General features: G+C 39.7%; 20 protein-coding genes. 6 read left to right on the top strand and 14 right to left on the bottom strand.

What is annotated here, in order from left to right; all coding sequences use genetic code 11:
- Nucleotides 1–18: 18 nt before the first annotated feature.
- Nucleotides 19–1,425 carry a cardiolipin synthase gene (gene cls / locus BUL40_RS09600; protein ID WP_080319077.1) on the top strand — a complete coding sequence of 469 codons (1,407 nt, stop codon included), beginning with the start codon at nt 19–21 and terminating at the stop codon, nt 1,423–1,425.
- Between the two features lie 14 nt (nt 1,426–1,439).
- On the opposite strand, the gene BUL40_RS09595 is transcribed toward cls, so the two are convergent.
- The 9 genes from BUL40_RS09595 to cobA all read right to left on the bottom strand — a co-directional run bounded on the left by BUL40_RS09595 (nt 1,440) and on the right by cobA (nt 13,823).
- Nucleotides 1,440–2,882, bottom strand: coding sequence for a rubredoxin (locus tag BUL40_RS09595; protein ID WP_080319076.1), 1,443 nt, complete (start codon nt 2,880–2,882; stop codon nt 1,440–1,442).
- A gap of 10 nt (nt 2,883–2,892) precedes the next feature.
- Nucleotides 2,893–6,420 (bottom strand): nitrate reductase, encoded by a 3,528-nt coding sequence (locus BUL40_RS09590; RefSeq protein WP_080319075.1) that lies wholly within the window; start codon nt 6,418–6,420, stop codon nt 2,893–2,895.
- 128 nt (nt 6,421–6,548) lie between these two features.
- Nucleotides 6,549–7,217 carry a response regulator transcription factor gene (locus BUL40_RS09585; protein ID WP_029511420.1) on the bottom strand — a complete coding sequence of 223 codons (669 nt, stop codon included), beginning with the start codon at nt 7,215–7,217 and terminating at the stop codon, nt 6,549–6,551.
- Nucleotides 7,218–7,317: 100 nt separating this feature from the next.
- Nucleotides 7,318–8,601 carry an alginate export family protein gene (locus BUL40_RS09580; protein ID WP_080319074.1) on the bottom strand — a complete coding sequence of 428 codons (1,284 nt, stop codon included), beginning with the start codon at nt 8,599–8,601 and terminating at the stop codon, nt 7,318–7,320.
- Between the two features lie 43 nt (nt 8,602–8,644).
- Nucleotides 8,645–9,472, bottom strand: a complete 828-nt coding sequence (locus tag BUL40_RS09575) for an ABC transporter ATP-binding protein (RefSeq protein ID WP_080319073.1) — start codon at nt 9,470–9,472, stop codon at nt 8,645–8,647.
- Between the two features lie 18 nt (nt 9,473–9,490).
- The gene (locus tag BUL40_RS09570) at nt 9,491–10,330 is read right to left on the bottom strand and encodes an ABC transporter ATP-binding protein (RefSeq protein ID WP_010517639.1); all 840 of its coding nucleotides are present in this window, start codon (nt 10,328–10,330) and stop codon (nt 9,491–9,493) included.
- Nucleotides 10,331–10,341: 11 nt separating this feature from the next.
- Nucleotides 10,342–11,448 carry an ABC transporter permease gene (locus BUL40_RS09565; protein WP_080319072.1) on the bottom strand — a complete coding sequence of 369 codons (1,107 nt, stop codon included), beginning with the start codon at nt 11,446–11,448 and terminating at the stop codon, nt 10,342–10,344.
- A 12-nt stretch (nt 11,449–11,460) separates the two neighbouring features.
- Nucleotides 11,461–12,846 (bottom strand): CmpA/NrtA family ABC transporter substrate-binding protein, encoded by a 1,386-nt coding sequence (locus BUL40_RS09560; RefSeq protein ID WP_080319071.1) that lies wholly within the window; start codon nt 12,844–12,846, stop codon nt 11,461–11,463.
- 200 nt (nt 12,847–13,046) lie between these two features.
- Nucleotides 13,047–13,823 (bottom strand): uroporphyrinogen-III C-methyltransferase, encoded by a 777-nt coding sequence (cobA, locus tag BUL40_RS09555; protein WP_080319070.1) that lies wholly within the window; start codon nt 13,821–13,823, stop codon nt 13,047–13,049.
- A gap of 120 nt (nt 13,824–13,943) precedes the next feature.
- On the opposite strand from cobA, the gene nirB reads away from it, so the two are divergent.
- From nirB to BUL40_RS09530, 5 genes are read left to right on the top strand one after another with little or no spacing between them, the layout of a single operon-like run.
- Nucleotides 13,944–16,457 (top strand): nitrite reductase large subunit NirB, encoded by a 2,514-nt coding sequence (gene nirB / locus BUL40_RS09550; protein WP_080319069.1) that lies wholly within the window; start codon nt 13,944–13,946, stop codon nt 16,455–16,457.
- A 23-nt stretch (nt 16,458–16,480) separates the two neighbouring features.
- Complete coding sequence (gene nirD, locus BUL40_RS09545) at nt 16,481–16,858, top strand: nitrite reductase small subunit NirD (protein WP_080319068.1); 378 nt, start codon at nt 16,481–16,483, stop codon at nt 16,856–16,858.
- 20 nt (nt 16,859–16,878) lie between these two features.
- A complete protein-coding gene (locus BUL40_RS09540; RefSeq protein ID WP_010517651.1) occupies nt 16,879–17,466 on the top strand; it encodes a DUF4202 domain-containing protein in 588 nt (195 codons plus the stop codon).
- Between the two features lie 3 nt (nt 17,467–17,469).
- A complete protein-coding gene (locus BUL40_RS09535) occupies nt 17,470–19,284 on the top strand; it encodes a PAS domain-containing sensor histidine kinase (RefSeq protein ID WP_080319067.1) in 1,815 nt (604 codons plus the stop codon).
- Entirely contained in the window at nt 19,274–19,642 is a 369-nt protein-coding gene (locus tag BUL40_RS09530; protein WP_080319066.1) for a DUF7009 family protein, read from the top strand. Before BUL40_RS09535 ends, BUL40_RS09530 begins: the two co-directional genes overlap by 11 nt.
- Before the next feature lie 33 nt (nt 19,643–19,675).
- Here the strand turns inward: BUL40_RS09530 and BUL40_RS09525 are convergent, their stop codons facing one another.
- The 5 genes from BUL40_RS09525 to BUL40_RS09505 are packed head-to-tail and all read right to left on the bottom strand — an operon-like array spanning nt 19,676 to nt 26,423.
- On the bottom strand, nt 19,676–21,295 hold the full coding sequence (locus BUL40_RS09525; RefSeq protein WP_080319065.1) for a sodium:solute symporter: 1,620 nt from the start codon (nt 21,293–21,295) through the stop codon (nt 19,676–19,678).
- Nucleotides 21,296–21,315: 20 nt separating this feature from the next.
- A complete protein-coding gene (locus BUL40_RS09520; protein WP_080319064.1) occupies nt 21,316–22,503 on the bottom strand; it encodes an aldose epimerase family protein in 1,188 nt (395 codons plus the stop codon).
- A gap of 21 nt (nt 22,504–22,524) precedes the next feature.
- The gene (araA, locus tag BUL40_RS09515; protein ID WP_080319063.1) at nt 22,525–24,033 is read right to left on the bottom strand and encodes an L-arabinose isomerase; all 1,509 of its coding nucleotides are present in this window, start codon (nt 24,031–24,033) and stop codon (nt 22,525–22,527) included.
- Nucleotides 24,034–24,045: 12 nt separating this feature from the next.
- Nucleotides 24,046–24,747 carry an L-ribulose-5-phosphate 4-epimerase gene (locus tag BUL40_RS09510; RefSeq protein ID WP_080319062.1) on the bottom strand — a complete coding sequence of 234 codons (702 nt, stop codon included), beginning with the start codon at nt 24,745–24,747 and terminating at the stop codon, nt 24,046–24,048.
- Nucleotides 24,747–26,423, bottom strand: coding sequence for a ribulokinase (locus BUL40_RS09505; RefSeq protein WP_080319129.1), 1,677 nt, complete (start codon nt 26,421–26,423; stop codon nt 24,747–24,749). Before BUL40_RS09505 ends, BUL40_RS09510 begins: the two co-directional genes overlap by 1 nt.
- Nucleotides 26,424–26,430 lie beyond the last annotated feature (7 nt).

Genomic DNA, 26,430 nt, shown 5'->3' with positions numbered 1-26,430 from the left:
ATTAAACTAACATTGCATATGTTCTGGACGATAACAATACTTCTTTACGTGTTACTTGCCTTTGGTATAGTGGCCAAACTTTTAATAAATGGCATGCGACCTAGCAAATCTCTGGCTTGGTTACTTGCCATTTTTACCATACCCATTGGGGGTATTTTGCTGTATCTTATGGTGGGGCGCAACAGAAGAAAGAATAAACTTTTTACCCTTAAGGACGATTTTACAAAAAACCTTCCAGAGCCTCCCAGGTCTAAACCTACTGAGAATGTAAAACAACATAGAAATCTGGTAAATCTTATCTATGGTAGTTGTGGCTACCCCTTAACCTGCAACAATAGTGTAGAGATTCTAAGAGATGGTAAAGCCACTTTTGACTGTATTTTTAACGCCCTAGAAACTGCCAAAGACCATATACATATACAGTATTACATTTTTGAAGATGGCGAATTGGCAGAACGTTTTTTTAAAATTCTAGAGACCAAACGAAAAGAAGGAGTTAGTATACGTGTAATGTATGATAGCGTGGGAAGCTTTTCTTTAGACGAATCTTACAAAAAAAGATTAAATACTATTGGCGTGGAAGTGGGTCAATTTTTACCCTTTAGGTTGGGTAAATTCATATCTTCTTTAAATTATAGAAATCATAGAAAAATTGTTATCATCGATAATATAATTGGGTTTACCGGCGGAATAAACGTGTCTGATAAATACCTAAAAGAAGACACGGAAATTGGTTCTTGGCAAGATACCCATATGAAGATAGAAGGCGATGCCGTAAACCTATTGAATCGGATATTTTTAACCGACTGGTACCTAGCCACGGAAAAAGAGGTAAAAATACCTAGCAATACCCTCAAAAAAGAAATTCAGCATAAAATTCCGTTACAAATAGTTCCCAGCGGACCAGATGATGATTTTGCGGTAATGGAACAAGTGTATTTTAAAATTATAAACAATGCCAAAGACTATCTATACATTGTAAATCCGTATATAATTCCCAACCATGCAATTTTGCAGAGTTTACAAACGGCGGCCTTGAGCGGTGTAGATGTAAGGCTGCTAATTTCTGCAACTACAGATTATAAAATGGTAGATTGGTGTGTACGCTCTTATTTTGAGAGTTACCTAAAATCGGGGATAAAAGTACATTTGCATCCAGACGCTTTTATCCATAGTAAGATTATGGTTAGTGATGATAAAATAGCTAGCATTGGCACGGCAAATTTAGATAACAGAAGCCTACAACAAAACTATGAGACCAATGCCATTATCTATCATGAAGCCTTAAGCATACAAGTAAAAGAACAGTTTTTAAAAGATTGCGAAAGCGCTATAAGACTATCAGATTTTGATGCCTACCATAAGCGCTCTAAACGAAAGAAATTACTTGAAGGTGCGGCAAAATTGTTAAGTCCTATGTTATAAAAAGCGTACTAAATTTAGCTGTGAAGTTCCAACTGGACGGGTTTAAATTTTGCCAAAGATGCGCCACAGGTAGGGCAAGCAAATAAAGAAGGTAGTTCATTGAAGGCCGTGTTCTTAGGTATTTTATTCTTTTTATCCCCCACAACATCGTCATAAATGGTATAACAATTCTGGCATTGGTGTACCTTTCTGCCTTTATCTTTGGGTTTATTGGGCTCTTTTTGAATTGTTGGCTCGGCAACCTTATACAGCTGTTCAAAATATTTTTTACTTAGCTCCATAAGCAGGCCACTCAATTCTACCTTGTCTACATCTTGGGCATAAACTATATATGTATCCGTATTTGGGTCAAAATTTTTAAAGTGTAGTACATTGTAAGAAGGTCTAACCTCAAAATCCGCTACCAGTTTTGGTGGCGCATTCTTTTCTATTACAATGGAAGAAAAATGTGAGCGTTTGCCTACATCGTTACTAATACCAAAGGTTAGCCCGTATGTACTAATATCATTCTGGTCAAAATTACGCACTAGGAACCTTTTTAACTCAAATGCTTCTGCATCATCTACGGGCAAATGCCAGTTCATCTCTAATTGTGAATGGCGAACGTTAATACCGTTTAAACCTAAAAATCGTTCCAAAGCGGGTCTACTTTGAGTTTTAATTCCTTTTACAATCAAGGATTTCCATGGGGTTATGCATATCTTACCAATACCATTGTCCAAACAAAAGCCGCAAAATTCTTTTAAAAATTTTAAATCGTAGCGGTTATTACGCCAATAAAGTCCTAACCAATATTGGTCTAGCCCCATTCTGTTCATCCCCTCATAATAAGGAAAGGTTAAATAGGGTGTTTGCAAGGGCTCTTGTATGTTTTTGTTGTTTGTTTCTAATTGCTGATTGATGATGGTAAACAACTGGTCTACATTATCGATTCCCGTAAACACCTCTTCTATAACTTTGGCGATCTTTACAATATCCCAGCTATAGATCAATACCGGGTAAAAGGCCTTGTTCTTCCAATGGGGAAGCATAACATTTAGATACCAATAATCTTCTTCTGCAGAGGCTATGAAGTTAAGGTTACCACTAAAAAGGGGCACCAACCGCTGTTTTGGGTCCGCAATGTTTATTTTTAATTTAGGTTGATAGTTAAATTGCTCTAACAAATACAAATATGTAGATCCTTTTAACCAATGGGTCATATCAAAAATATCTGCAGAAACGTAAGAGCATACAATGTTTTGATAGGTTCTATCTGCTACAATGTTGGTATTAAACTCAGACAACAGTTCTAATTGCTTTTTACTTTTATGAGGTAGCGGAAAAAGTAAATCTTGGCGCGAGCCAAAATACACTTCTTGCAGGCCAGCAGCCTCTAGCATGGCAATACTATCCTTTAATTCGCCCGGCGAAGTAACCCCACCTTTAAAAAATATGCGATGTAAATCGTCATTCATAGCTTTAGGTTTATACCGTTTGCAATTGTGCTTCTAAAATAGCTTTCACCTCTGGTTTACAACTACCACATCCCAAGCCCGCACCTGTTTGTGCAACTAAATCTGTGAATCTGGTGCAACCACCTTTTATGGCCTTTTCTATATTACCTTGCCCCACTTGGCTACAAGAGCAAACCAGCTTACCCAGCATAGGTTCGCCAGAAGGTGCTCCACGTAGTAATTCGTCACGTTTTTCAGAGAGTTCTATTTCCTCTTCTATTAATCGTTTAAACTCGGCAAACTCATTTTTATCGCCTATAAGGATGGCACCTTTTAAAATATCGTTTTTAACGATACACTTTTTATAAAACCGTTTGTGCACATCCATTAGAATAATTTCTTGGTATGTATCATCATTTTTAGGAGCATTGACCATTCCAATACTACACAGGTCCAAATCATCAAACTTTAAGATATTCATCAATACAGAACCGTTGTAAATGCTACTTAAATCGCCTAAAATATAATTGGCCGCCACATCTGCTTGTTGCTCCGCCGCAGAGGTAATTCCAAATAGACTACCCTTAAATTCGGCAATCTCTCCCATAGCAAATATACTGGGGTCACTAGTTTGTAGGTACGGATTAACTACCACTCCTCTACCCGTTTGCAAGCCTGCATTCTTGGCAATATCCATATTAGGCCTTGTACCAATAGCATACACTATGGCATTACAATGCAGTGTACGCCCGGTTTTTAGGTTTATTTGCAAGCCATGGGTACTGCCTTCGGCATCAAAAATGGTGCTTACCTCATTATCAAAATAGATTTTAATACCCCGCTCTAATACATCTTCTGCCAATAATCTACTAGCTATTGGGTCTAATTGGCGCTCCATTAAACGTGGCGCTCGCTGAATAATACTAATTTCTAAACCAATTTTTTTTAGTGATGCCGCTAACTCCAGTCCCAGCAATCCACCACCAACAATAGCTACATGTTGTTGCTCATTTGCTAGCCCCGTTTGTTTTAAGTAGCTTTTTAATCGGTCTGCATCCCCTTTTTCACGCATGGTAAAACGCCCAGGCAAATCCATACGTACTCCTTGCGGAACAAAAGCTCTACTCCCTGTTGCCATAATAAGCAAATCATAAGGATGTTTCTTTCCAAAATCGTCATAGACTATCTTTTTCTGAGTGTCTATTTTCTGAATCCCATTTTTAGCATATAAAGTAACTTGAAGTTTTTCCAATTCGCCCGCTTTAAATTTTTTTAAAGCGTCCCAACTCAAATCTTCATTCACATATTCTGGTAGTAAAACCCGATTATAGAACGGGTTTTCTTCTTTAGAAAAAACGGATATCGTGTCGGTCTTATTTTTATCTCTATAGGTTTGAATAAAGCGGTAGGCAGCCGCCCCTGCCCCAATAATCACCAAATTCTGTTTGGCTTTTTTGTATTTTTCTACTTGTACGGCACTGTATTTAAAATCGGGTTCCTTAGAAATTGGGTCTACCAAGGCGTGGGTTAAATTATTGGCACGGCTAAAATCTTGGTTAAGTATTTTACCCCAGTGCATGGGTAAGAAAACCAACTTTTCCCGTATTTCATAATTAACATTAACCTTGGCCCTAACCGTACCCCGCTTACTTTTAATTACCACCAAGTCTCCTTCTTTGATTCCCCTAACATAAGCATCAACTGCATTCATTTCTAAAAACGGTTGGGGAATGTGGGTAAGCAACCTTTTAACTTTACCGGTCTTGGTACGGGTATGCCACTGGTCTCTTACCCTACCCGTATTTAGTACCAATGGAAACTCTGGGCTTGTAGTTTCAGATTTGTTATACAGATTTTGGGGTGCGTTAAACTGTACTTTACCAGATAGGGTGTAATAATTTTGGTCTGTAAATAAACGTGGTGTTCCCGGATGCTCGGCATGGGGTACCGGCCATTGAAAACTGCCTTCTTTTTGCAAGCGTTCATGAGATAACCCCGCAATATCTATATTGCTACCTTTTGTCATAAGGCAATATTCATCATACACCTCTGCGGCCGACTCATAATCAAACCCTTTAAATCCCATTTCTTGCGCAAAGCGCCATAAAATTTCTGCATCTGGCAAGGCTTCTCCGGGAGCATCCAATACTTTAGGCAAATAGTTAATGCGCCTTTCACTATTGGTCATAGTGCCCTCTTTCTCTAACCAACCTGCTGCAGGCAGCAGTAAATCTGCATATTTAGTAGTTTCAGAATTATGGCTTATATCTTGTACAATTACAAAATGGGCTTTTTCTAGGGCTCTTTCTACAAGCTTAGCATTAGGTAAGCTCACAACAGGATTGGTACAAATAATCCATACGGCTTTCATTTTACCACTTTCCAAGGCTTTAAACATTTCTGTGGCCGTGTAGCCAGGTTCTGCTTGGATGGGCCCACTGTTCCAAAATTCTTGTACGGCCAACCGGTCTTTGGGGTTACCTAAATCTTTATGAGCTGCCAGTAAACTTGCCATACCACCAACCTCTCTACCACCCATGGCATTGGGCTGCCCGGTTAATGAAAATGGTCCGCTGCCGGGTTTTCCAATTTGCCCAGTTAAAATTGAAAGGTTTAATAAGGATACGTTTTTATCTACCCCAATAACACTTTGGTTAAGCCCCATGGTCCACATACTTATAAAACCTTTGGCATCTGCTATATATCTGGCCGCTTTTCTAATATCATCTACCGGTACACCACACAAATTGGCTGCCTGTTTTAAAGACAATTCAAAAGCTTTTTGCTTGCATGCCTCAAAATTTACGGTATGCTTGGCTATAAATCCTTTATCTATTTTTTTCTTTTCTATAAGCCATCTTGCTATGGCATTGAATAGGATTACATCGGTTCCGGGTAATAGCTGTAGGTGCAAGTCTGCCAAAGCACAGCTTTGTGTCTTACGTGGATCTACTACAATAATCTTAACCTTAGGGTTTTTCTCTTTATGCGCTTCTATACGCCTAAACAAGATGGGGTGGCACCAAGCCGGATTGGCTCCAGCAATTAAAAAACAATCTGCCAATTCTATATCTGCATAGGCAATGGGCACGGCATCATTACCTACCGTTTTTTTATACCCTACAACGGCAGAACTCATGCATAAACGCGAGTTGGTGTCTATATTATTGGTACCAAAAAAACCTTTGGTTAATTTATTGGCTAGGTAATATTCTTCTGTAAGGCATTGCCCAGAAACGTACATACCCACACTGTTTGGGCCGTATTTTTGAATTATACTTTTAAAGACCGCAGCACCTCTTTTAAAGGCAACATCCCAAGACACCCGTTGTCTTGCATGGTTTTTACTCCACTTCATCTCTGGATATAGAATGCGGTCTGTGGTATCTTGTGCTACATAATTCAAGGTTTTCCCTTTGGAGCAAAGCATGCCTTTGTTCACGGGATAGTCTGCATCTCCTTCTAGGGTTATTGCCCCTTTTGGGTCTTTGTGTATAACCATACCACAACCAACACCACAATAGGAACATACAGTTTTATGTGAGGTAGAATTTTTCATAATCAAAGGAGTTGCCAATGCTTATGGAAAATTATAAAAATACGTATTAATACGTAGTATTTATATCATAAATATGCGTCCAAAAAATAGCGTTTCAACAAAAAATAGGGGCAAACAGAAAGAATTGTTTAAAATGAGCTTAGATTGTGCGCTCTCGCTTTTTTGGTTAGGTCGATAAGGTTTTTCACCTCCATCTTTTTCATGAGGTTAAACCGATGCGTTTCTATGGTTCTTTTGCTATTCTGAAGCTTTTCTGAAATTTCTTTATTGGTATAGCCTTCCAGTATTAGCTCCAATACCTTTAATTCTTTTTTGGTTAAATCGAACGGTATTTCGCCTTCTACTTTTTCTGCAGCCCCATTAGCATTAGCAAATAAATTGTTCACCAACACATTAGAAATATCGCCACTAAAATATTTACCGCCGTTTTGTACGGTATGTATTGCTTTGATAAACTCTGCCTTGTCTGTATCTTTTAACAAATAACCGCTGGCACCAGCCTTAACCGATTTAAGAATATACTCCTCAGAATCGTGCATAGATAAAATGATGCATTTGGTTTTAAGATCTTTCTGCAGATTTAATTTTTCTACCGCCTCTATACCACCCATTTGCGGCATTCGAATATCGATTATCAACAAATCCGGGGCTTTTTGCGCTACCACATCCAAGGCCTCTAGACCATTGCTGACTTCTGCAACTACATCTAAATCTTGTTCTTCTTCTAGTAGCGCACGAATACCATCTCTTACCAAAGCGTGGTCGTCTGCCAAAACAATTTCTATAGTCTGCTGCATAGTTTGTGGGTCCATAACGCAAATGTAATTGAATTATCTATAAACTAGAAAAGGCCACATTGCCTAAGCAACATGACCCAATCGAAGCAATGTGTTACTTTTATTTTTCTGCTGTGGTGAAAAATTTAGGTTTTATGATGAGCATGGCCCAAGCCCAATTTTGAGAACTTGCCGCATCTGCTTCTGCCACCCCTTTAAGCTCGTACATACCATCTGAAGGAAATAAATGCGAATAGCCCACTTTTAAGGCAAAACCTTTAAAGCCTTGGGAATACACCAAATCTAATTCCGTTCCCAAAGATTTTTCGCCGCTGGGCAATTCTTCTGCGCCCGAGAAATTAAGCACTTTTGCCATTAGGCCACCTTTTTCTCCTAATTTAAAATTAGCACTTAAGTGTACATCTGTTAGCCCAACAGAATTAGCATGGTTACCTACGTAGAAGTAATCCATTAGACCATTAAACTTGTGATTGGTACCATACAAAGGAAAGAAAGCTCCTGTTTCCCCTGCAGTTTCGCCATCATTGCCGCTAATAAACTCCACTCCGGCACCTAGTCCTACTTTGCTCGATGCCATATAGGACACATCTAATCCTAGTAGACTAGCCCCTTTAACTTCCAAACCGCCTTGGCGCTCTCCAGATTGGAAATACGCATTGGCGGCAGCACCAAAACTACCTTTGTTGTATTTAAGGTGTACCCCAGCAGTAAACAGATTGTTTAGACCGTCTGCTGCTCCTTCGTCATCAAAATTTTGGAACCCATTATTCATCAACAAAGCACTCCCAGAAAACGAATCCCATTTCTGACTCAAATGCAGCATTTGCATTGTTTTATAGCTAAAGAATCCGGTAGTATTGTACGCCGTACCCACAGATTGAAATCCAGTTGGGTTATCAAAATCTTGGTTAAAAGCAAAGGCAAAATCCATTTTAAATTTATCCTTACCATATTTAATCATGGCGGCATCATGGTTACGACCTTGTTGTGCCCAATCTAACCCCCCTAAAATACGTTGGTCGTCATACGATAATACTTGTCGCCCTAATTTGGTAGACCACCCAGAACCTAGGTTCAATTCTGCCCAAGCTTCAAAAACGGCAAAAGAATCGTTTTGATCATCCGGTAAAATCTGTCTGTTCTCACCCCAAACTAAAACGTCTTGTATACTTAAGAATACATTAAAGTTCTCGGTTTTAAGGCCTGCGTTTAGTCTTGCCCGCGTAGAAATGGCAAAACCAGGGTCGGCCGCATCAGGAATTATACTTCCAAATCCGTTTCTGTATTCCGTACGTGGTCTAAATTGACCATCTAGAGTAAACTGTGCTTGGGTGGTGGCAAGGCAAAAGATACCTAGGCCAATAGTACATATTAGCTTTTTCATACTGATTAAATGTTTGGGTTATTTAGTTTTTTTATTGAAATTTTTAGTGTTCTAAAAAATCGATTAAGTGTTTTCTATACTTGTAGTAATCGGCATGTTCCAAGACCGATTTTCGGGTTCGGGGACGTTTGAATTCTATAGGCAAGACATCACCAATTTTAGCTCTTGGTCCGCTGGTCATCATTACCACACGGTCTGCTAAAAAGATAGCTTCGTCCACATCATGGGTAATCATCACCGCAGTAATTTTTTCTTTATTCCAGATTTCAATTAAAATATCTTGTAGTTCGCCACGGGTAAGGGAATCTAGCATTCCAAAAGGCTCATCTAACAACAATACCTTGGGTTTTATGGCGAAAGCCCTTGCAATACCAACTCGCTGTTGCATTCCTTGAGAGAGTTCGTTCGCCTTTTTATGAAAAGCTCCTTCTAGCCCTACCTTGTCCAGGTAATACATAGCGATGTCTTTTCTTTGGGATTTACTGGCATGCGGAAAAACCTGATTTACCCCCAACAATACATTTTGCAAAGCGGTCATCCATGGCATTAAACTGGGTGCCTGAAAAATAACCCCGCGGTCTGGCCCTGGCCCTTTTATAGGACTACCCAAAACCGAAATACGCCCATCAGAAATTGGATTTAACCCTGCAATCATGGAGAGCATGGTAGTTTTACCACAACCGGAATGCCCAATAATGGTCACAAACTCTTCTTTTAATATCTGCAGATTTAGATGTTCCAAGACTACATAATCCCCTTTTGGCGTTGGGTACACTTTTTTAAGGTCGTTTAAATCTAACATTACGTTGTCTGACGGAAATGTAATTCCATTTTGATGACCAAGTGCTTCTTTAGTAACTTCTACAAACATGATTTCTTTTTTTAAAGATTAGGCAACAAAACTTTTAGGGGCCACATCTGGCAAAACATATTCTTTCTTAGAGGCAGACTTGCGCGCTTCTCCAATACCCATGAGGTATTCAATAATAGCGTTACGGGTCTTTTTGTATTCTGGATTATCATTTAAAGCCGTTTTATCCCTAGGTCTGTCTATATTTATCTTAAACTCGGGCCCTAGCGTAGCATTAGGCCCTGGTTTTAAGGGTATAATACGGTCTGCCATATAAATACCCTCGTCCACATCATTGGTAATTAACAATGCTGTACGCTTGTCTTTGCTCCAGATTTTTAAAATTTCGTCTTGTAAATTCCCTCTGGTCAAGGCATCCAAAGCCCCTAAAGGTTCATCCATGATTATCATTTCTGGATTCATTGCTAGCGCTCTGGCCACAGATACCCGTTGACGCATACCCCCAGAAAGTTCTTTAGGTCTCTTATTGATGGCCGGTAACAGATTTACCATTTTTACGTATTCCGTTACACGTTCCTTCAATTCGGTTTTACTTGCCTTTGGAAAAGCTTCTTTTACCGCCATGGATACATTCTGGCCTACAGTGAGCCATGGCAAAAGGGAATAATTCTGAAAAATAACGCCTCTTTCGTGACTGGTACCTTTTACCGGTTCGCCTTTAAACAGTACTTCGCCACTTGTAGGTTTTAGCAAACCATTAATTAAATTGACTAGAGTAGTTTTACCACTACCGGTAAAGCCTACAATAGCTACAAATTCGCCCTCTTCTATACTAAGATTGATATCTGTAAGTACCTCTGTAGCTTCCGCTCCGGTGCCGTATGTTTTATTGATGTTCTTTAGTTCTAAATACGCCATACCTCTTTTATTTAAGCTGTTGCGTTTTTGTTGAAAGACACCATGTTTTGTATGGTTAACATAATACGGTCGAGTAAAAAACCGATTATCCCAATAACGAACATGGCAACGATTATTTTTGAGTTGGAATCGTTAGCGCCGTTCTGGAATTCTTCCCATACAAACGAACCTAATCCTGGACTTTGGGCTAATAATTCAATGGCAATCAATACCATCCAAGCTACGGATAAGGTAATTCGTAACCCTGTGAATATTAAGGGTAAAGACGAGGGTAATATCACCTTAAACACCTTTTGGATTGCTCCTAATTTTAGAACCTTGGCTACGTTAATGTAATCTTTGTCTACCGTTGATACGCCCATTGCCGTATTGACCAATGTTGCCCACATGGCACAGAGCCCAACACTAATGAACGAGATGATAAATGCACTGTCTGAGTCTGAATCTTTGGTCATGGTTTTTACAATCATGAACACCAAAAGCAACCAAACCACAGGAGATACGGGTTTAAAAATCTGAATTAACCAGTTAAAGCTATTGCGTAAAGTTGAACTCAGACCTATAATAATACCAACAGGAACTGCAATAACCAAGGCTAAAAGGAAGCCAGCGAAAACCGTTTTTAAACTGGTAAAAATCTGGTCAACAAAAGAAGGCCTACCCGTATACGTAATTGGCGCCTTACCTTCTGCTTCTCTTTTTTCATTTAAAGCCGCCGTTTTTGCCTTAAACTCAGCTTTATCCGCACTAATGGTTTTATGGTCCGCAATAAGTGTATTAAAGGACGTCCAAACCTGAGCAGGAGACGGCAAAGTGTTGGGTTGACAGCTTACATCACCAGAAGCTATACACGCCGCCATCTCGTCTGCCGCGGCTTGACCTTGGTCGGTTAAGGCTTTCTCAATTTTATAATCAGCCTCTATATTAAACAGTGATTTTGCCCCCACATGCCATAATCCAATGAACAACAAAATGGATGCAAGCGGAATTAATACTTTTCTAAGAAAGGTCTGTACATTCCATTTAGGCATTTTAGGTAGCAGCTTGGCCGCTACAGCTTTTGCTGTAGCACCAAACTTTACATTATCATCTTTTACAACAGTAACACTTTGCTTCATGGTGAATTTGTTTTAGAGTGATGAATCGTCTTTGTTTCCTATCTCAAAACTGTTGATGTACCCAATTGGGTCTTTAGCATCATACGTTTTGCCATCTATAAAATCTGTAGTTGCAGGCTTGTACCCATCTGTAGTTGGAATATCACTAGCAGGTATTTTACCTTCTGCCACTAAGGCTTCCGCAGCCTTTTTCCAGATGTCTGGTCTGTAGATATCCTTAATGGTTTCATCATACCAAGCGGCTGGTTTTGAATCCGGAATTTGCCCCCATCTTCTCATCTGCGTTAAGAACCAAATACCATCAGAATAGAAAGGATACGTAGCGTTATACTTATAGAATACATTAAAATCTGGCATGGAACGCTTATCACCTTTTTCAAACTCGAACGTTCCCGTCATAGAATTGGCAAGAACCACCTCATCTGCACCAACATATTGTGGCATAGATAAAATCTTAACGGCTTCTGCTCTGTTTCCAGGTTCATCTAACCATTTACCAGCTCTAATTAATGCTTTGGTTACTGCTGTAGCCGTATTTGGGTTTTCTTCTACAAACTTTTTGGTCATTACAAATACCTTTTCAGGGTTGTTTTTCCAGATATCATAATTGGTAGTTACCGGCACACCAATTCCTTTAAAAACGACTTGTTGGTTCCAAGGTTCACCCACGCAATATCCATAAATAGTACCTGCTTCCAAGGTTGCTGGCATTTGTGGTGGTGGCGTAACAGATAATAGTACTTCTGCATCTATTTGCCCTTGTACGTTATCTGCTGTGTATAATCCTGGGTGTATACCCGCTGCAGCTAACCAATAACGAATTTCATAATTGTGCGTAGATACTGGGAAAACCATTCCCATTTTAAATGCTTTGCCACTATTCTTATACTCAGAAATTACAGGCTTTAAAGCATCTGCTTTAATAGGATGTACTGGCTTGCCATCATCTCCTTTTGGCACGTTTGGCTTCATCTTAGACCATACATCATTAGAAACCGTAATACCATTTCCATTTAAATCCATAGAAAATGGTGTCACCAATTCGGCCTGTCTACCAAAACCAGCACCTGCCGCAATAGGTTGCCCTGCTAACATGTGAGAACCATCTAATTGACCATCTATTACACGATCCAACACATTTTTCCAGTTAGACTGTGCTTCTACAGAAACAAATAAACCTTCATCCTCAAAAAAGCCTTTCTCTTTTGCAATGGCCAAAGGCGCCATATCTGTTAACTTAATAAAACCAAACGTCAATTGTGGTTTTTCAATCTCTAAAGCAGTAGAAGTTGTTTCAGCTTGCGCTAACTCTTCTCCCTTTTTCTCTTTTTTTCCTCCGCAGGCTACAAGTGCAACCATTACAAGAAAAGCGGATAATTTTGTCATAATCGTTTTCATAAAGCGGTATTGTTTAAATGGTTATTCTAATTCCTTATGTTGTAAATGTACGTATGAAATTGTATTTAACTACGTATTATTACGTATTTATACTTAAAATTACCGATTATTATGTGATTGAGAATCTAAGTAGGGGAATTTTTACAGAATGCAAAAAACTAAAGGATAAGATTTGCAAATTGATAATTTAAAAGTTTGATTTACAGCACAGAATCCAATACACGCTGTATATCATCCTCAAAAAAGAAGTTATGCTCTGCCACTACATCACCAATTATAAGTATACCTGGCTGGGTAAAATCTATAGTGTTTGATACTTCTGCCATGGTCCCTAATGTACCCATGGCGCAACTTTCATTTTCTAAAGTTCCGTTTTGCAAAACCGCGAAGGGAGTTCCTGCACCTTTATGCTGTAGCAATACTTCTGACAACGCCTTCATTTTACGTATTCCCATAAGAATTATCAAGGTTGCCGAAGATTGTGCCGCTAGACTTAAATCCTTGGAAAAGGAACCATCTTTAGTAGTGGCGGTAACCACCCAAAAGCTAGAACTTACACCTCTTTTAGTAATAGGTATACCTTGGCTAGCCGCAACTGCAGTAACACTGCTTACCCCTGGCACTACGTTTACGGGAATGCCAAAGGTATTGGCGTAAGCTATTTCTTCCGTGGCCCTACCAAACACATACGGGTCACCTCCTTTTAAACGCACCGCATGTCCGTAAGTAAAAGCACTCTCTACTAATAGGGTATTAATTTCTTGCTGGTTTAGACTGTGCTGCCCACATCTTTTACCTACGTATATTTTCTTAATACCAGCAGGAATTTCTGCCACCAACTTTTCTGAAACCAAAGCATCATACAAAACCACATCTGCATCCTGTAAAGTTCGTAAACCCCTTACTGTAATTAAATCTTCTGCTCCTGGCCCTGCTCCCACCAAACTAATTCTCGCTTCTCTATCTATTGCTTTCATATGTATTTAGTTAGGTTAGAATTATTGATTTCGCAACAATAATACGTATTTATTTCGAAATAAAAAGCAATAAATTAAGTAATAATACTTAGTTTTGATTTATCAATTAAGTAGAGGCTTATGAAAAATATAATTGTTATTGGTAACGGAATGGTAGGCTACAAGTTCTGTGAGAAGTTTGTTGCCGCCCAAACTACTGGGTTTACTTTAACCATTTTTGGAGAAGAACCAAGACCTGCCTACGACCGGGTTCATTTAAGTGCCTATTTTGAAGATGAAAATGCTACAAAACTAGAAATGGCGCCTGCCTCATGGTACACAGAAAATAACATCAATCTTATTACTAATAACCGTATTGTAGATATTAATAAAGAAGCCAAAACGGTAACCGACCAACATAACCAACAACACACTTACGACTATTTGATCCTAGCAACAGGTTCTGTGCCCTTTGTTCCTCCTATTAAAGGTGTAGAAAAGGAAGGCGTTTTTGTCTACCGGACTATTGAAGATTTAGAAGGGATGATTGCCTACGCCAAACACATCAACCAAATTAAACCGAATGGTAAGGCGGCAATCCTTGGTGGTGGTCTACTAGGCTTAGAAGCCGGAAAGGCCGTTATGGATATGGGTTTAGAGCCTCATGTGGTAGAATTTGCTCCTAAATTAATGCCCAGACAATTAGATGCTCGTAGCAGTAAGGTATTGCAATTAAAGCTAGAATCCATGGGTATTCACATTCACCTAAGCAAGGCTACCAATCAGATTTTGGGGGATGAAGTCATAACAGGAATGGAATTTGGAGAAGATGATATTTTAGAAACCGATATGCTTATTATTTCTGCGGGTATACGTCCACGAGACGAACTTGGAAAAAGCTGCGGCTTAAAAATGGGAATTCGTGGTGGCATAGAAGTGAATAATCGTATGCAAACATCTGACCCTTATATCTACGCCATAGGAGAAGTAGCACTGTACAACCAAATGATATATGGTCTGGTGGCTCCTGGTTATGATATGGCTCATGTAGCCGTGCAACAAATTTTAGGGCACACAGATATCACAATGGCGAGTGATATAGATATGTCTACCAAGTTAAAACTCATTGGTGTAGACGTAGCTAGTTTTGGCACTCCATTTATGCCTGCAGATAAAGGGTTATCTATCATTTTTGAAAATAAAACCCAGTTTCTTTACAAGCGTATCAACGTAAGTCTAGATGGCAAAAAATTATTGGGTGGTATTATGGTTGGTGATGCTGCTGATTATAGCATGCTACATCAAATATACCTAAATGGAATGGCCATCCCAGAAGACCCAGCACAATTAATCTTACCTGCCAGCGAGGGCGGTGGATTGTTAGGTGACATCATGGACTTACCAGACGAAGCCCAAGTATGTTCTTGCGAGAGCGTTTCTAAAGGTCAAATTTGCAATACCATAGAAACAGGAGCTGCTACGGATTTGGCCGGTGTTGTTAGCTGTACCAAGGCAGGCACTGGCTGTGGAGGTTGCAAGCCTATGGTTAAAGACCTTACGGAAGCCACATTAAAATCTTTAGGCATAGAAGTCAAAGACCACATTTGTGAACATTTTGATTTTAACCGACAAGAACTGTATTCTTTAATACAGGTAAAAGGCTATGAAACGTTCAATGAGGTTCTAGATAACCATGGTAATGGCGGACATGGATGTGAAATCTGTAAACCTGTAATTGCTTCGCTTATGGCTACGATTCACGCCGATACAGCCAATAAAGAGTATGCCATACAAGATTCTAACGACCGATTTTTAGCGAATATTCAACGGAACGGCACCTACTCCGTAGTACCGCGGGTACCGGGTGGTGAAATTACGCCAGATAAGCTCATCGCCTTAGGAGAAATAGCCAAGAAGTACGATTTGTATACCAAAATTACTGGGGGTGTCCGTATCGATTTGTTTGGCGCTACCTTAAACCAGCTACCACTAATTTGGAAAGAATTAATTAGTCACGGGTTTGAGAGCGGACATGCCTATGGTAAATCGTTACGTACCGTTAAAACCTGCGTAGGTAGTACGTGGTGCCGTTATGGTATGGACGAGAGTGTAAGCTTTGGAATAGAACTGGAGAACCGCTATCGTGGTATTAGAGCGCCACATAAAATTAAAGGTGGCGTATCTGGTTGTATTCGGGAATGTGCCGAAGCCAGAGGTAAAGATTTTGGCCTTATTGCTGTAGAAGGCGGTTGGAATCTCTACGTGGGTGGCAACGGTGGCGCCAATCCACGGCATGCAGAACTATTGGCGGAGCAAATAGACAACCAAACGGTTATTAAATACCTAGACCGCTACTTAATGTTCTACATGCGTACGGCAAAACCTTTACAACGTACTGCTGCGTGGCAAGAACGTTTAGACGGTGGTATGGCGTATCTAAAAGAAGTAATTATAGAAGACAAACTAGGAATCGCGGCCGACTTGGAAGCAGAAATGCAAACCTTGGTCAATAAGTTTGAGTGCGAATGGACACAAGCCGTGAACAATCCGGAAATGATGAAACGCTTCAACCATTTTGTAAATAGTAAAGAAGAAGACGATAATTTGGTTTTTGTACCCATGCGCGAACAAAAAATGCCACAGCAATGGCAATAACCTATCAACCTAAAAAATAACCCATGGAAACATTTCTTTCTAAATATACCAAAACCGCTCCAGCAGAAGTCACCACATGGTTCAAAGCGGCTTCGGTAAACGATTTTCCAAAAGATGGCGGCGCCTGCGTTAAATACAAAGACAAGCAGATAGCCGTGTTCAATTTTGAGCGACTCAACCAATGGTTTGCATGCCAAAATTTATGTCCGCATAAATTAGAAATGGTTTTAAGCCGTGGTATGATAGGCGACCACCAAGGCATACCTAAAGTAGCCTGTCCTTTACACAAGAAAACCTTTTCTCTAGAATCTGGTGAAAACTTGAATGGCGATTTACCCGCAATAGCCACCTATCCCGTAAAAATTGAAGCAGGTTTTGTGTATATTGGCTTTTCTGATTAACGTCTGAAAAACCAATACCTATGGGCAACTCCCAAAAATTAGAACAGGCATTTGCCATGTTTGATGCTGCTAATGCTAAAGATCCTAATACTGAAGTAGTTAATGGGAAAACCTATCCCAAAGAACTACTTTATGCTGAGCGAATGACCGCAACTTTAAATCGTTTTGAACCAAATGCCACCGAGGCCTTACAGCTAACTGCTCGCTGCCAGCACATTTGCCGATGGGAAATACCTAGGGAAAGCTATGAGATGAACCGAACTGGTTATTTGTTATGGCGACAGAATTTAAAGAAATTCCACGCTAAAAAAGCAGCAGATATACTAACCCAAGTTGGCTACGACCAAGAAACCATAGACCGGGTACAGTTTTTATTACAGAAAAAACAACTGAAAAGAGACGATGAAACCCAATGTCTAGAAGATGTTATTTGTCTCGTTTTTTTAGAACATTACTATGAATCGTTCTTAAGCAAACACGATGATGCCAAAATGATAGGCATATTACAGAAAACTTGGAAAAAAATGTCTGAGAAAGGACATAAAGCCGCTTTGGAGCTCCACTACTCAGAAAAAGGTTTGCAATTAATACAACAAGCATTAGCATAGTATATGGCAGAAAACGGGCAAAAGCATCAAACGTTAGATACCCTTACTTTTTTAAGGGTTCGTAAATGGTATATTCTTGCCCTAGCTACTATAGCGTTAACTATTGTTGTAGCACAAATACTTATTCAAAATCATTTAGATTCCCAATTAAGTGACTCTAGGGTAATCAACGTTGCCGGCCGCCAAAGGGCCTACAGTCAAAAATTGGTCAAAGAAAGTCTATTGCTACAAAAAGGTGCGGAAGACACCAGCTTACCAGAACGATTAAAAGAGACGCTTTATGTTTGGGAAACATCGCACAGCGGGCTGTTATATGGTAATGATAGCATAGGTTTACCTAAAGAGGAAAATCCGGAAATTATACAGCTCTTTACAGAATTACAACCGCACCACACCACCATGGTAGAGGCCGTGAAAAGCATCTTGCAAAAGCAAAAAACTAAGATTAGCATTGATCAAGAGGTGAACACCTTGCTACAAAACGAGCAGTATTTTTTGACCAAAATGGATGCTATTGTAAATGCGTATGATACTATTTCCAAAGAACGCCTGCAACAATTAAAACTTAAGGAATATCTTTTATTGGGTATATCATTGCTGATTCTATTATTAGAGGTGCTTTTTATTTTTAAACCAATGTCTATCCAGATTAAAAGAACCATTGGCGATTTAATGCAGCGCAGACAACAATCGGAAATGGATGCCCAAAAAATCCAGAAAATTGCAGAGGATAGGCAAGCTTCATTACAGGAACTAAAAGAACTCAATTTTGCCATAGACAATGCCGCATTATTTGCCAGTACGGACCGCAACGGTAAAATTGCCTTTATCAGCAAAAAGTTCTTAGGCCTATTGGGCTTAGAAAAAACACCTGTAAATTCTTATTTATACCAAGCATTAACACAAAACGAAGGACAACAACAATATTTGCGCGAGTTACTGTCCTTAAAAAAACGCAACATCCGTACGGAAGAAATAAAAATACAAAACCATAAGGGCGTAGAAATTTGGTTAGACATGTCTATTATACCCATGTTCCAAACCACCCTTAAGCAGAGTATTTTAATTCTATGTTCTAACAGTACGGAGCGTAAAAAGAACGAAGCCGAAATTGCGGCCTTGAACCAGCGTAATTATGAAGACCGTATGCAACAGAAACAAGTACAGGCTAGTTTAATTGTTGCCGGGCAAGAAGAAGAGCGCAAACGTATTGCAAAAGATATACATGATGGTATAGGGCAAATGTTGACCGCCTTACGCTTTAACATACAATCTATAAACTTAGACCATCCAGAAAAAGCCGCTGAAAAAGTAGCTTACCTTAAAGACTTAACGTCTGACCTCATAAAAGGAGTACGCACGGCGACCTTTAATCTAACCCCTCCTGAATTAGGAGACCACGGCATTTTCCCCGCATTGCAGAAAATGACCACAGAATTGGCAAAACTTACTGGACAAAATGTGCTTTTTGAAAATAAAGCTGAAGTAAACATTCGTTTTAATTCGCTTGCAGAAACCAATATTTACCGTGTAACACAAGAAGCCGTGAACAATGCCATTAAGTATGCACAGGCCAATTATATCTTAGTTATCATTGATGTAACGGAAAACCTATTAAGCGTTTCTATTGAAGATGATGGAAAAGGTTTTGACACTTCAATATTAAGTAAACCACCTAAAAATAATAGCGAAGGTGGCATGGGTGTATTTTTTATGAAAGAACGTATTGGATATATTAACGGTCGTCTCTTTTTTAACTCCACCCCAGGCAACGGCACCAGGGTAACTATTAATTACGATTTACAATATGAAAATTAGAATAAAAGGAAACTCAGTAAGGTTACGCTTAACCAAAACAGAGGTGGAGACCTTTTGTAGAGAAGGCTTCTATACAAACCAAACCAAATTCCCTACAAGTATATTTAGCTATTCTTTGCGGTCCAAAAAAGGAATTTCAGAAATGGAAGCTTCTTTTGAAAATAATGAAATAATCGTATCAATGCCGATTGAAAATTTAGAAACCTGGGCATCATCGTCAATTATTGGTTATAATGCCACCCTGCCATTACCCAATGGAGAAGACCTTTATTTATTAGTAGAGAAAGATTTTGTGTGTATGGATGAAACAGTGGAAGATCAATCTGATAATTACCCTAATCCAAAAGCTATAAATTAAGCTGCAACCTAAAGCGGTTGCAGCTTAACTATATTATTTACCATTAAAGAATACCATTACCCCTACTACGATTGCCAAAACAAGAATGGAAATAACAATATCGCTAGTGGTATAACTTGTTTTATTCTTCCGTTTTTCTTCTTCCGTAATGGTACCATAGGTAAGGTTTTCTACCTTCTCAATAGTTGGTGCCGGAGCCAATAAACTAGTACCAATTGCAAACAGCACGCAGAACAGGAAGAACCACGCACTAAAGGTCAAAAAGTTCATATCGCCTAGGTAAAACAAGATTCCGTCCGGATCTAGGGAACCCCTTACCAATTCTAAAACAATACGCAAAGCAGCTACCACAATACCCATAATCAAAGTGGCATAAGCTCCTAGCCCATTAATCCGTTTATGAAAAATACCCAAAAGGAATACGGCAGTAATCGGTGGTGCAATGTAGGACTGTACGCTTTGTAAATATTCATACAAAACGCCTGAAATATTAGCCATGATAGGTATCCAAATAATACCAATGATTACCACGGCTACAGTTGCTATTTGTCCCGTTCTTACCAATTTTTTCTCTGGTGTGTTTGGTCTTAGCTTTTTGTAGATGTCCACTGTAAACAAAGTTGAAACTGAGTTAAAAACAGAGGCCAAGGAACTCATTAAAGCGGCTAATAGGCCAGCAGCTACTAAACCTCTTAGACCAGAAGGCAAAACGTTGCTCATCAAAACCGGAAAAGCCTCATCTGGAGAATCCCATTGCAATTCGCCACGCATTTTTAATGTCAAAGCAATTACCCCAGGAATTAAGAATAGGAATACGGGCATCAGTTTCATAACCGCACCAAAAATAGTACCTCTTCTCCCCTCTTTAATGTTTTTAGCGGTCAATGCCCTTTGTACAATATATTGATCGGTACACCAATACCAAATACCTACAATGGTACTAGAAACCACTAAAGAAGGCCACGGAAAATCGGGATCATCAGAAGGGCGCCACATATTTAAATATTCTGGCTTAACGGTCTCTACCATACTGCTCCAACCGCCTACTTTTTCTAACCCTAGGTAAGTTAATATACCTGCTCCAATAACTAATAAAACAGCTTGTAAGGTTTCTGTGTATACTACGGCTCGCATACCGCCCAAAACTGTGTATATACCCGTAAGGATAACGGTTGCAATGGCTCCGGTCCAGAAATCTATACCTAATAGCGCAGAAACCACAACCCCACCGGCATAAATAGTCACCGATATTTTGGTTAACACATAAGCGGCAATTGAAAAAATAGATAGAACCCATCTAGAACGGGCATCAAACCTTTTCTCTAAAAACTCTGGCATGGTAAACACTCCACTACGTGCATAAAATGGCAAAAACACCCAACCTAATATTAATACGATCCAAGCGTGTATTTCATAGATAAGCATGGGCAGTTTGTTACTTGCACCTGCTCCTGCAAGGCCTACAACGTGTTCTGAACCTATGTTGGAAGCAAATATAGAAGCGCCAACCACAAACCAGCCTACGTTTCTGCCCGCTAAAAAATAATCTTCTGTGTTATCCTCTTTTTTACGAATTACCCAAAAAGCAATGCCCAATAAAATGGCAAAATATACGCTTATGGCAATCCAATCAAATGTATCTAAGGTTTGCATTGGTTAGTTGGTTAAAGTTGTTATTCAATTGAAAATTTAAAAATGGTTGTTGTTTTGTAGCGCTCTCCCGGTTCTAGTTTTGTAGAAGGGAATTTAGGTTGATTAGGGCTATCTGGATAATGCTGTGTTTCTAAACAAAAACCAGAGCGCTTTCCGTAATAACCTCCAGCTGGATTGGGCAAGGTACCGTCCAAGAAATTACCCGTATAAAATTGAATTCCGGGTTCCGTGGTCAAAACTTCTAATTTTCTACCAGAAGCGGCATGCACTGCTATAGCACTTGTTCTAAGAGTGCCCGTAACACCGTTTAATACCCAACAATGATCGTAACCACCACCCAATGCTATTTGCTTATTATCCGCATCTATTTCTTTGCTTACCGTTTTAGATTGTGTAAAGTCGAATGGGGTTCCAGAAACGTTTCGTATTTCGCCCGTAGGAATTAAATTTTCATCTACCGGTAAAAAGCTATCCGCATCAATTTTCACTTTATGGTCTGTTATTGGCTTGCTAAAATCTCCAGAAAGATTAAAATATGCATGTTGTGTTAGGTTAATAACAGTTGCCTTGTCCGTTTCGGCTTCGTAATTTATTTCAAATTGGTTGTCATTATCCAACGTATAGGTTACCACAGTAGCTAAATTACCTGGATATCCCATTTCCCCATCTTTACTGTAATATTCCAAAACCAGAACGCTTTTATCCCCATCGGCTTTTGGGGTTACTTTCCAAACAGCACGGTCAAAACCTTCTGGCCCACCATGCAGGTTATTGGTACCATTGTTGGCTCCAAGTTTATAGGTGTTCTCTCCTATGGAAAATTGAGCATTTGCTATGCGGTTACCATACCTACCTATTAAAGCACCAAAATAAGGGTTGTCTGCCAAGTAATCTTCTAGTTTATCAAAGCCAAGGGTTATATTCTCTACCTTACCGTTTTTATCTGGCATTCTTATAGCGGTAATTCTACCTCCATAGGATATAACGTCTATGGCAATTCCGTTGGCATTGGTTAAGGTGTATTTGTCTATTACGGTGCCGTTTGGCAAGGTACCAAATTCCGATTTTGATATGGGCTGAGCGCTCATTTGTTCTGCAGTTTCAGTTGTGATTTCGGTTTCTACTTTTTTAGCTTCTTTACAGCTAGTAGTAGCCAAGATAAGAAGGAAAGTAGAAAACAAATAACTGTATTTTGTTATTTTATACATGTGGCTAAATTTTGATTTATACTATAATCCGTGTTGAAATAAATGGTAGTAACTTTCATTAGCGTTTAGCGTATCTTTAAAGCTCCTGATTCTTGTATCCTCATCTATTACCACTAGCTCAATACCAAAGATATCTGCAAAATCTTCCATAAATTCCGTAGTAATTGATTGTGAATACACCGTATGGTGCGCCCCACCAGCTAAAATCCAAGCCGTAGCAGCCACTTCTAAATTGGGTTTAGCGTCCCATAGCACCCTTGCCACCGGCAGATTAGGCAGTTCTCCCATAGGCGCCACGGCTTCCACTTCATTTACCAACAAACGCATACGATTGCCCATATCTATAAGTGAAGCATTTATTGCGGCACCACTTGGCGAGTTAAATACCAAACGAACTGGATCTTCCTTACCACCAATACCCAGAGGATGTACCTGACAAGATGGTTTGGCATCTGCAATTGACGGGCAAATTTCTAACATGTGCGACCCCAGAACATAGGATTTTTCTGGGGTAAAATGGTACGTATAATCTTCCATAAAAGACGTACCACCTTCTAAACCTTGTGCCATCACCTTCATTACCCGTACCATGGCAGCCGTTTTCCAATCGCCTTCACCTCCAAAACCATAACCATCTGCCATTAGGCGTTGTACCGCCAATCCTGGCAATTGCTTTAATGCTCCTAAATTTTCAAAAGTATCTGTAAACGCTTTAAAACCTCCTTCTTCTAAAAAAGCTCTTAGACCTAGTTCTATTTTAGCCGCTTCTACCAAACTTTCCCTTTGATTGCCACCTTGTTTTAAACTGGGCGTTAAATCGTAATCCGCTTCGTATTGCAGTAACAGGCTATCAATAGCAGCTTGTGAAACTTCTTCAATTTTCTGTGTTACATCAGAAGAATCATATCCATTTACAGAAAGTCCAAACCGAATCTGTGCTTCAACCTTATCGCCTTCGGTCACAGCAACCTCACGCATATTATCTCCTATACGTGCCACTTTAAGGTTACGCATTTCGTCCGCTCCTAAAGCCACCCTTGACCAAATACCTAGTTTTTGCTGAACGCGTTCTGTTTGCCAATGGCCTACAACTACTTTACGCTTTTTACGCATACGGGACATTATGTAGCCAAATTCGCGGTCGCCATGAGCAGACTGATTTAGGTTCATAAAATCCATATCTATACTTTCCCAAGGAATTGCCGCATTAAACTGTGTATGCAGATGGCAAAGCGGTTTGTTTAAAATAGATAGACCATGTATCCACATCTTAGCAGGAGAAAACGTATGCATCCAGGTAATGATTCCAATACAGTTAGAAGAAGCATTTGCTTGGGTACATAAATCCGTTATTTCTGAAGGTGTTTTAACCGTTGGTTTAAAAACAATAGGTACAGGAATTGCCGCTGCGCCATTTAACCCTTCTGCAATAGTTTGGGCATTATTTGCAACTTGCTGTAAGGTTTCCGCGCCGTATAGGTGTTGGCTACCTGTTACAAACCATATTTCTTTCGTTGTTATTTTTGACATTTTTTGTTTTTATTATTGACCGTAATAAGCGTTTTTACCGTGTTTACGTTCGAAGTGTTTTTTAATTAAAGAAGCTTTTAATCTTGGGGCTTCTGGATTTATTTGTAAGGTTAGGTATGCCATTTGCGCCACCGTCTCTAAAACTTTGGTATTGTATACCGCTTTTGAAGCATTTTTACCCCAAGCAAATGGTCCATGATTACCAATAAGAATCATTTCTACTTCATTGTAATCTAATTGGCGTTCATTAAAGCAATCCACTATTTGGATTCCTGTGTTGTGTTCATAGTTGCCCGCAATTAAATTATCTGCCATTGGTGCCGCACAAGGAATATCATGTGTTAAATGGTCTGCATGCGTAGTACCAAAAATTGGAATGTCTTGCTGTGCCTGTGCCCACGAGACCGAATACATGGCATGCGTGTGGGCCACACCACCTATTTCTGGCCAATTTTTATATAAAAAGCTATGTGTTTTGGTATCAGAAGATGGTCTAAGTTTGCCTTCTACAATGGTATTATCGTAATCTACAATAACCATATCGTTTGGTTGTAGGGTTTCGTATGGCACTCCACTAGGTTTAATTGCAAAAACCGCTTTGTCCCTATCAACAGCACTAACATTACCAAATGTATATATGACCAAACCAAGTGCATTGAGTTCCATATTGGCCTCGTAACACTCTTCTTTTAACGTTTTATAGGTAGCATTCATTAGTTCTCTTCTTTTGTTTGTGTCTCTATAAATTTGGCCAGTTCTTCGTACTCTTTGTGCAATAATGCGTACTTAGAAACCTGCTCTTTATTTGGAAGGTATTCTGCCTCAAAATTGCTACCCATTACTTTGCTTGCCTCAATAACGGATTGGTACAAACCAGCTGCTGTTGCCGCATAAACGGCTGCCCCTAAGGCTGGTGCTTGGTCAGATGCGGCCACCTTTATGGGTCTATCTAGCACATTTGCCAAGGTTTGCATGATGAAAGGCGATTTTCTGGCTACCCCACCAATACCAATTACCGATTTTATGGTTACACCTTCTTGCTCAAAACGATCTACGATCATTTTAGAACCAAAGCAAATAGCATTTACCAAGGCCTTAAACAAGTGGGGGGCTTTGGTACCCAGTGAAAGTCCTTTTAGTGCACTTTTGAGCTCCTGATTGGCATCTGGGGTTCTGCGCCCATTTACCCAGTCTAAAGCTACCGGAACAACTTCTTCCTCTGATAGAGCTGCGGCCTGTTTGGAAAGTATCGTAATAAAGTTATCTTCAACTTCCTTGGTCAATGCTTCCTTTTGTTGGGCGCTAAGGGTATCGGATTGCAATACCAGGTTTTCTATTGGCCAAATTAGGACCGACTTAAACCATGCCAATACATCTCCAAAGGCAGATTGTCCGGCTTCCAAACCTAGAGTATTCGGAATTACGGAACCATCTACCTGCCCACAAATTCCTTTAACCGTTTTAGTGCCAATGGTCTCGTTATTGGCTATTATAATATCGCAGGTAGAAGTACCCATTACCCGTACCAGGGTATAAGCGTCTATTTTAGCCCCTACAGCACCAGCATGTGCATCAAAAGTACCAACGGTAACAATTGTATCTGTAGTAAGACCTAGTTTATTGGCCCAAGTAGTGCTCAGGTTACCGGCCACAACATCAGAAGTGTACGTGTCCGTATACAACCTATCTTTTAAATCTGCTAAGTACGGGTCTAGCTTTTCTAAGAAAGATTTATCTGGAAGACCGCCCCAACTCTCGTGCCACATAGCTTTATGCCCAGCAGCACATCTACTACGTTTAAACTGGTCAATGTTTTGGTCTTCCAAAAGCATAAATGTCATATAATCACAATGCTCCATCCACGTATACGTGGCATCCACTACGGTTTTATCTTCTTTGGCAATGTGTAAAATCTTTGCCCAGAACCATTCCGAAGAATAAATTCCGCCAACATACTTGGTGTAGTCCGTACCGCCCCAATTCCATGCCAATTGGTTTATTTGGTTAGCTTCTGCTACTGCTGTGTGGTCTTTCCACAACACCATCATAGCATTTGGATTTTCAGAAAAATCTGGATGCAATGCCAACGGTGTACCATCTTTTTGGATGGGCATTGGGCTAGACCCCGTAGTATCTATACAAATCCCTTTTACCAATTTAGCGGCCACACCAGATTTTTTTAACACCGTTTTTATAGTGGTTTCCAAACCTTCTATGTGGTCTAGTGGGTGTTGCCTAAATTGATTTATGGCTGCATTACAGTATTGTTGTTTTTTCCACCTTGGATAATAAAAAACAGCCGTGGCCATTTCTTTTCCATCATTTGTGTTTATCAACACAGCTCTAACGGAGTCTGTGCCATAGTCTAAGCCAACTACATAATTGCCCATTTTTACT

It is taken from the genome of Croceivirga radicis (assembly GCF_002072105.2).
Taxonomy (GTDB): domain Bacteria; phylum Bacteroidota; class Bacteroidia; order Flavobacteriales; family Flavobacteriaceae; genus Croceivirga; species Croceivirga radicis.
This window is presented reverse-complemented; position numbering and strand designations above follow the sequence as displayed.

What these genes read in the sequence shown, in the direction of transcription:
- BUL40_RS09595 (WP_080319076.1), bottom strand. Translation starts at nt 2,882, where the DNA reads ATGAATGACGATTTACATCGCATATTTTTTAAAGGTGGGGTTACTTCG.
- cls (WP_080319077.1), top strand. Translation starts at nt 19, where the DNA reads ATGTTCTGGACGATAACAATACTTCTTTACGTGTTACTTGCCTTTGGT.
- BUL40_RS09565 (WP_080319072.1), bottom strand. Translation starts at nt 11,448, where the DNA reads ATGAAGCAAAGTGTTACTGTTGTAAAAGATGATAATGTAAAGTTTGGT.
- BUL40_RS09575 (WP_080319073.1), bottom strand. Translation starts at nt 9,472, where the DNA reads ATGTTTGTAGAAGTTACTAAAGAAGCACTTGGTCATCAAAATGGAATT.
- BUL40_RS09525 (WP_080319065.1), bottom strand. Translation starts at nt 21,295, where the DNA reads ATGCAAACCTTAGATACATTTGATTGGATTGCCATAAGCGTATATTTT.
- BUL40_RS09560 (WP_080319071.1), bottom strand. Translation starts at nt 12,846, where the DNA reads ATGAAAACGATTATGACAAAATTATCCGCTTTTCTTGTAATGGTTGCA.
- BUL40_RS09540 (WP_010517651.1), top strand. Translation starts at nt 16,879, where the DNA reads ATGGGCAACTCCCAAAAATTAGAACAGGCATTTGCCATGTTTGATGCT.
- BUL40_RS09535 (WP_080319067.1), top strand. Translation starts at nt 17,470, where the DNA reads ATGGCAGAAAACGGGCAAAAGCATCAAACGTTAGATACCCTTACTTTT.
- araA (WP_080319063.1), bottom strand. Translation starts at nt 24,033, where the DNA reads ATGTCAAAAATAACAACGAAAGAAATATGGTTTGTAACAGGTAGCCAA.
- BUL40_RS09590 (WP_080319075.1), bottom strand. Translation starts at nt 6,420, where the DNA reads ATGAAAAATTCTACCTCACATAAAACTGTATGTTCCTATTGTGGTGTT.
- BUL40_RS09570 (WP_010517639.1), bottom strand. Translation starts at nt 10,330, where the DNA reads ATGGCGTATTTAGAACTAAAGAACATCAATAAAACATACGGCACCGGA.
- nirB (WP_080319069.1), top strand. Translation starts at nt 13,944, where the DNA reads ATGAAAAATATAATTGTTATTGGTAACGGAATGGTAGGCTACAAGTTC.
- BUL40_RS09585 (WP_029511420.1), bottom strand. Translation starts at nt 7,217, where the DNA reads ATGCAGCAGACTATAGAAATTGTTTTGGCAGACGACCACGCTTTGGTA.
- BUL40_RS09580 (WP_080319074.1), bottom strand. Translation starts at nt 8,601, where the DNA reads ATGAAAAAGCTAATATGTACTATTGGCCTAGGTATCTTTTGCCTTGCC.
- BUL40_RS09530 (WP_080319066.1), top strand. Translation starts at nt 19,274, where the DNA reads ATGAAAATTAGAATAAAAGGAAACTCAGTAAGGTTACGCTTAACCAAA.
- nirD (WP_080319068.1), top strand. Translation starts at nt 16,481, where the DNA reads ATGGAAACATTTCTTTCTAAATATACCAAAACCGCTCCAGCAGAAGTC.
- cobA (WP_080319070.1), bottom strand. Translation starts at nt 13,823, where the DNA reads ATGAAAGCAATAGATAGAGAAGCGAGAATTAGTTTGGTGGGAGCAGGG.
- BUL40_RS09520 (WP_080319064.1), bottom strand. Translation starts at nt 22,503, where the DNA reads ATGTATAAAATAACAAAATACAGTTATTTGTTTTCTACTTTCCTTCTT.
- BUL40_RS09510 (WP_080319062.1), bottom strand. Translation starts at nt 24,747, where the DNA reads ATGAATGCTACCTATAAAACGTTAAAAGAAGAGTGTTACGAGGCCAAT.
- BUL40_RS09505 (WP_080319129.1), bottom strand. Translation starts at nt 26,423, where the DNA reads ATGGGCAATTATGTAGTTGGCTTAGACTATGGCACAGACTCCGTTAGA.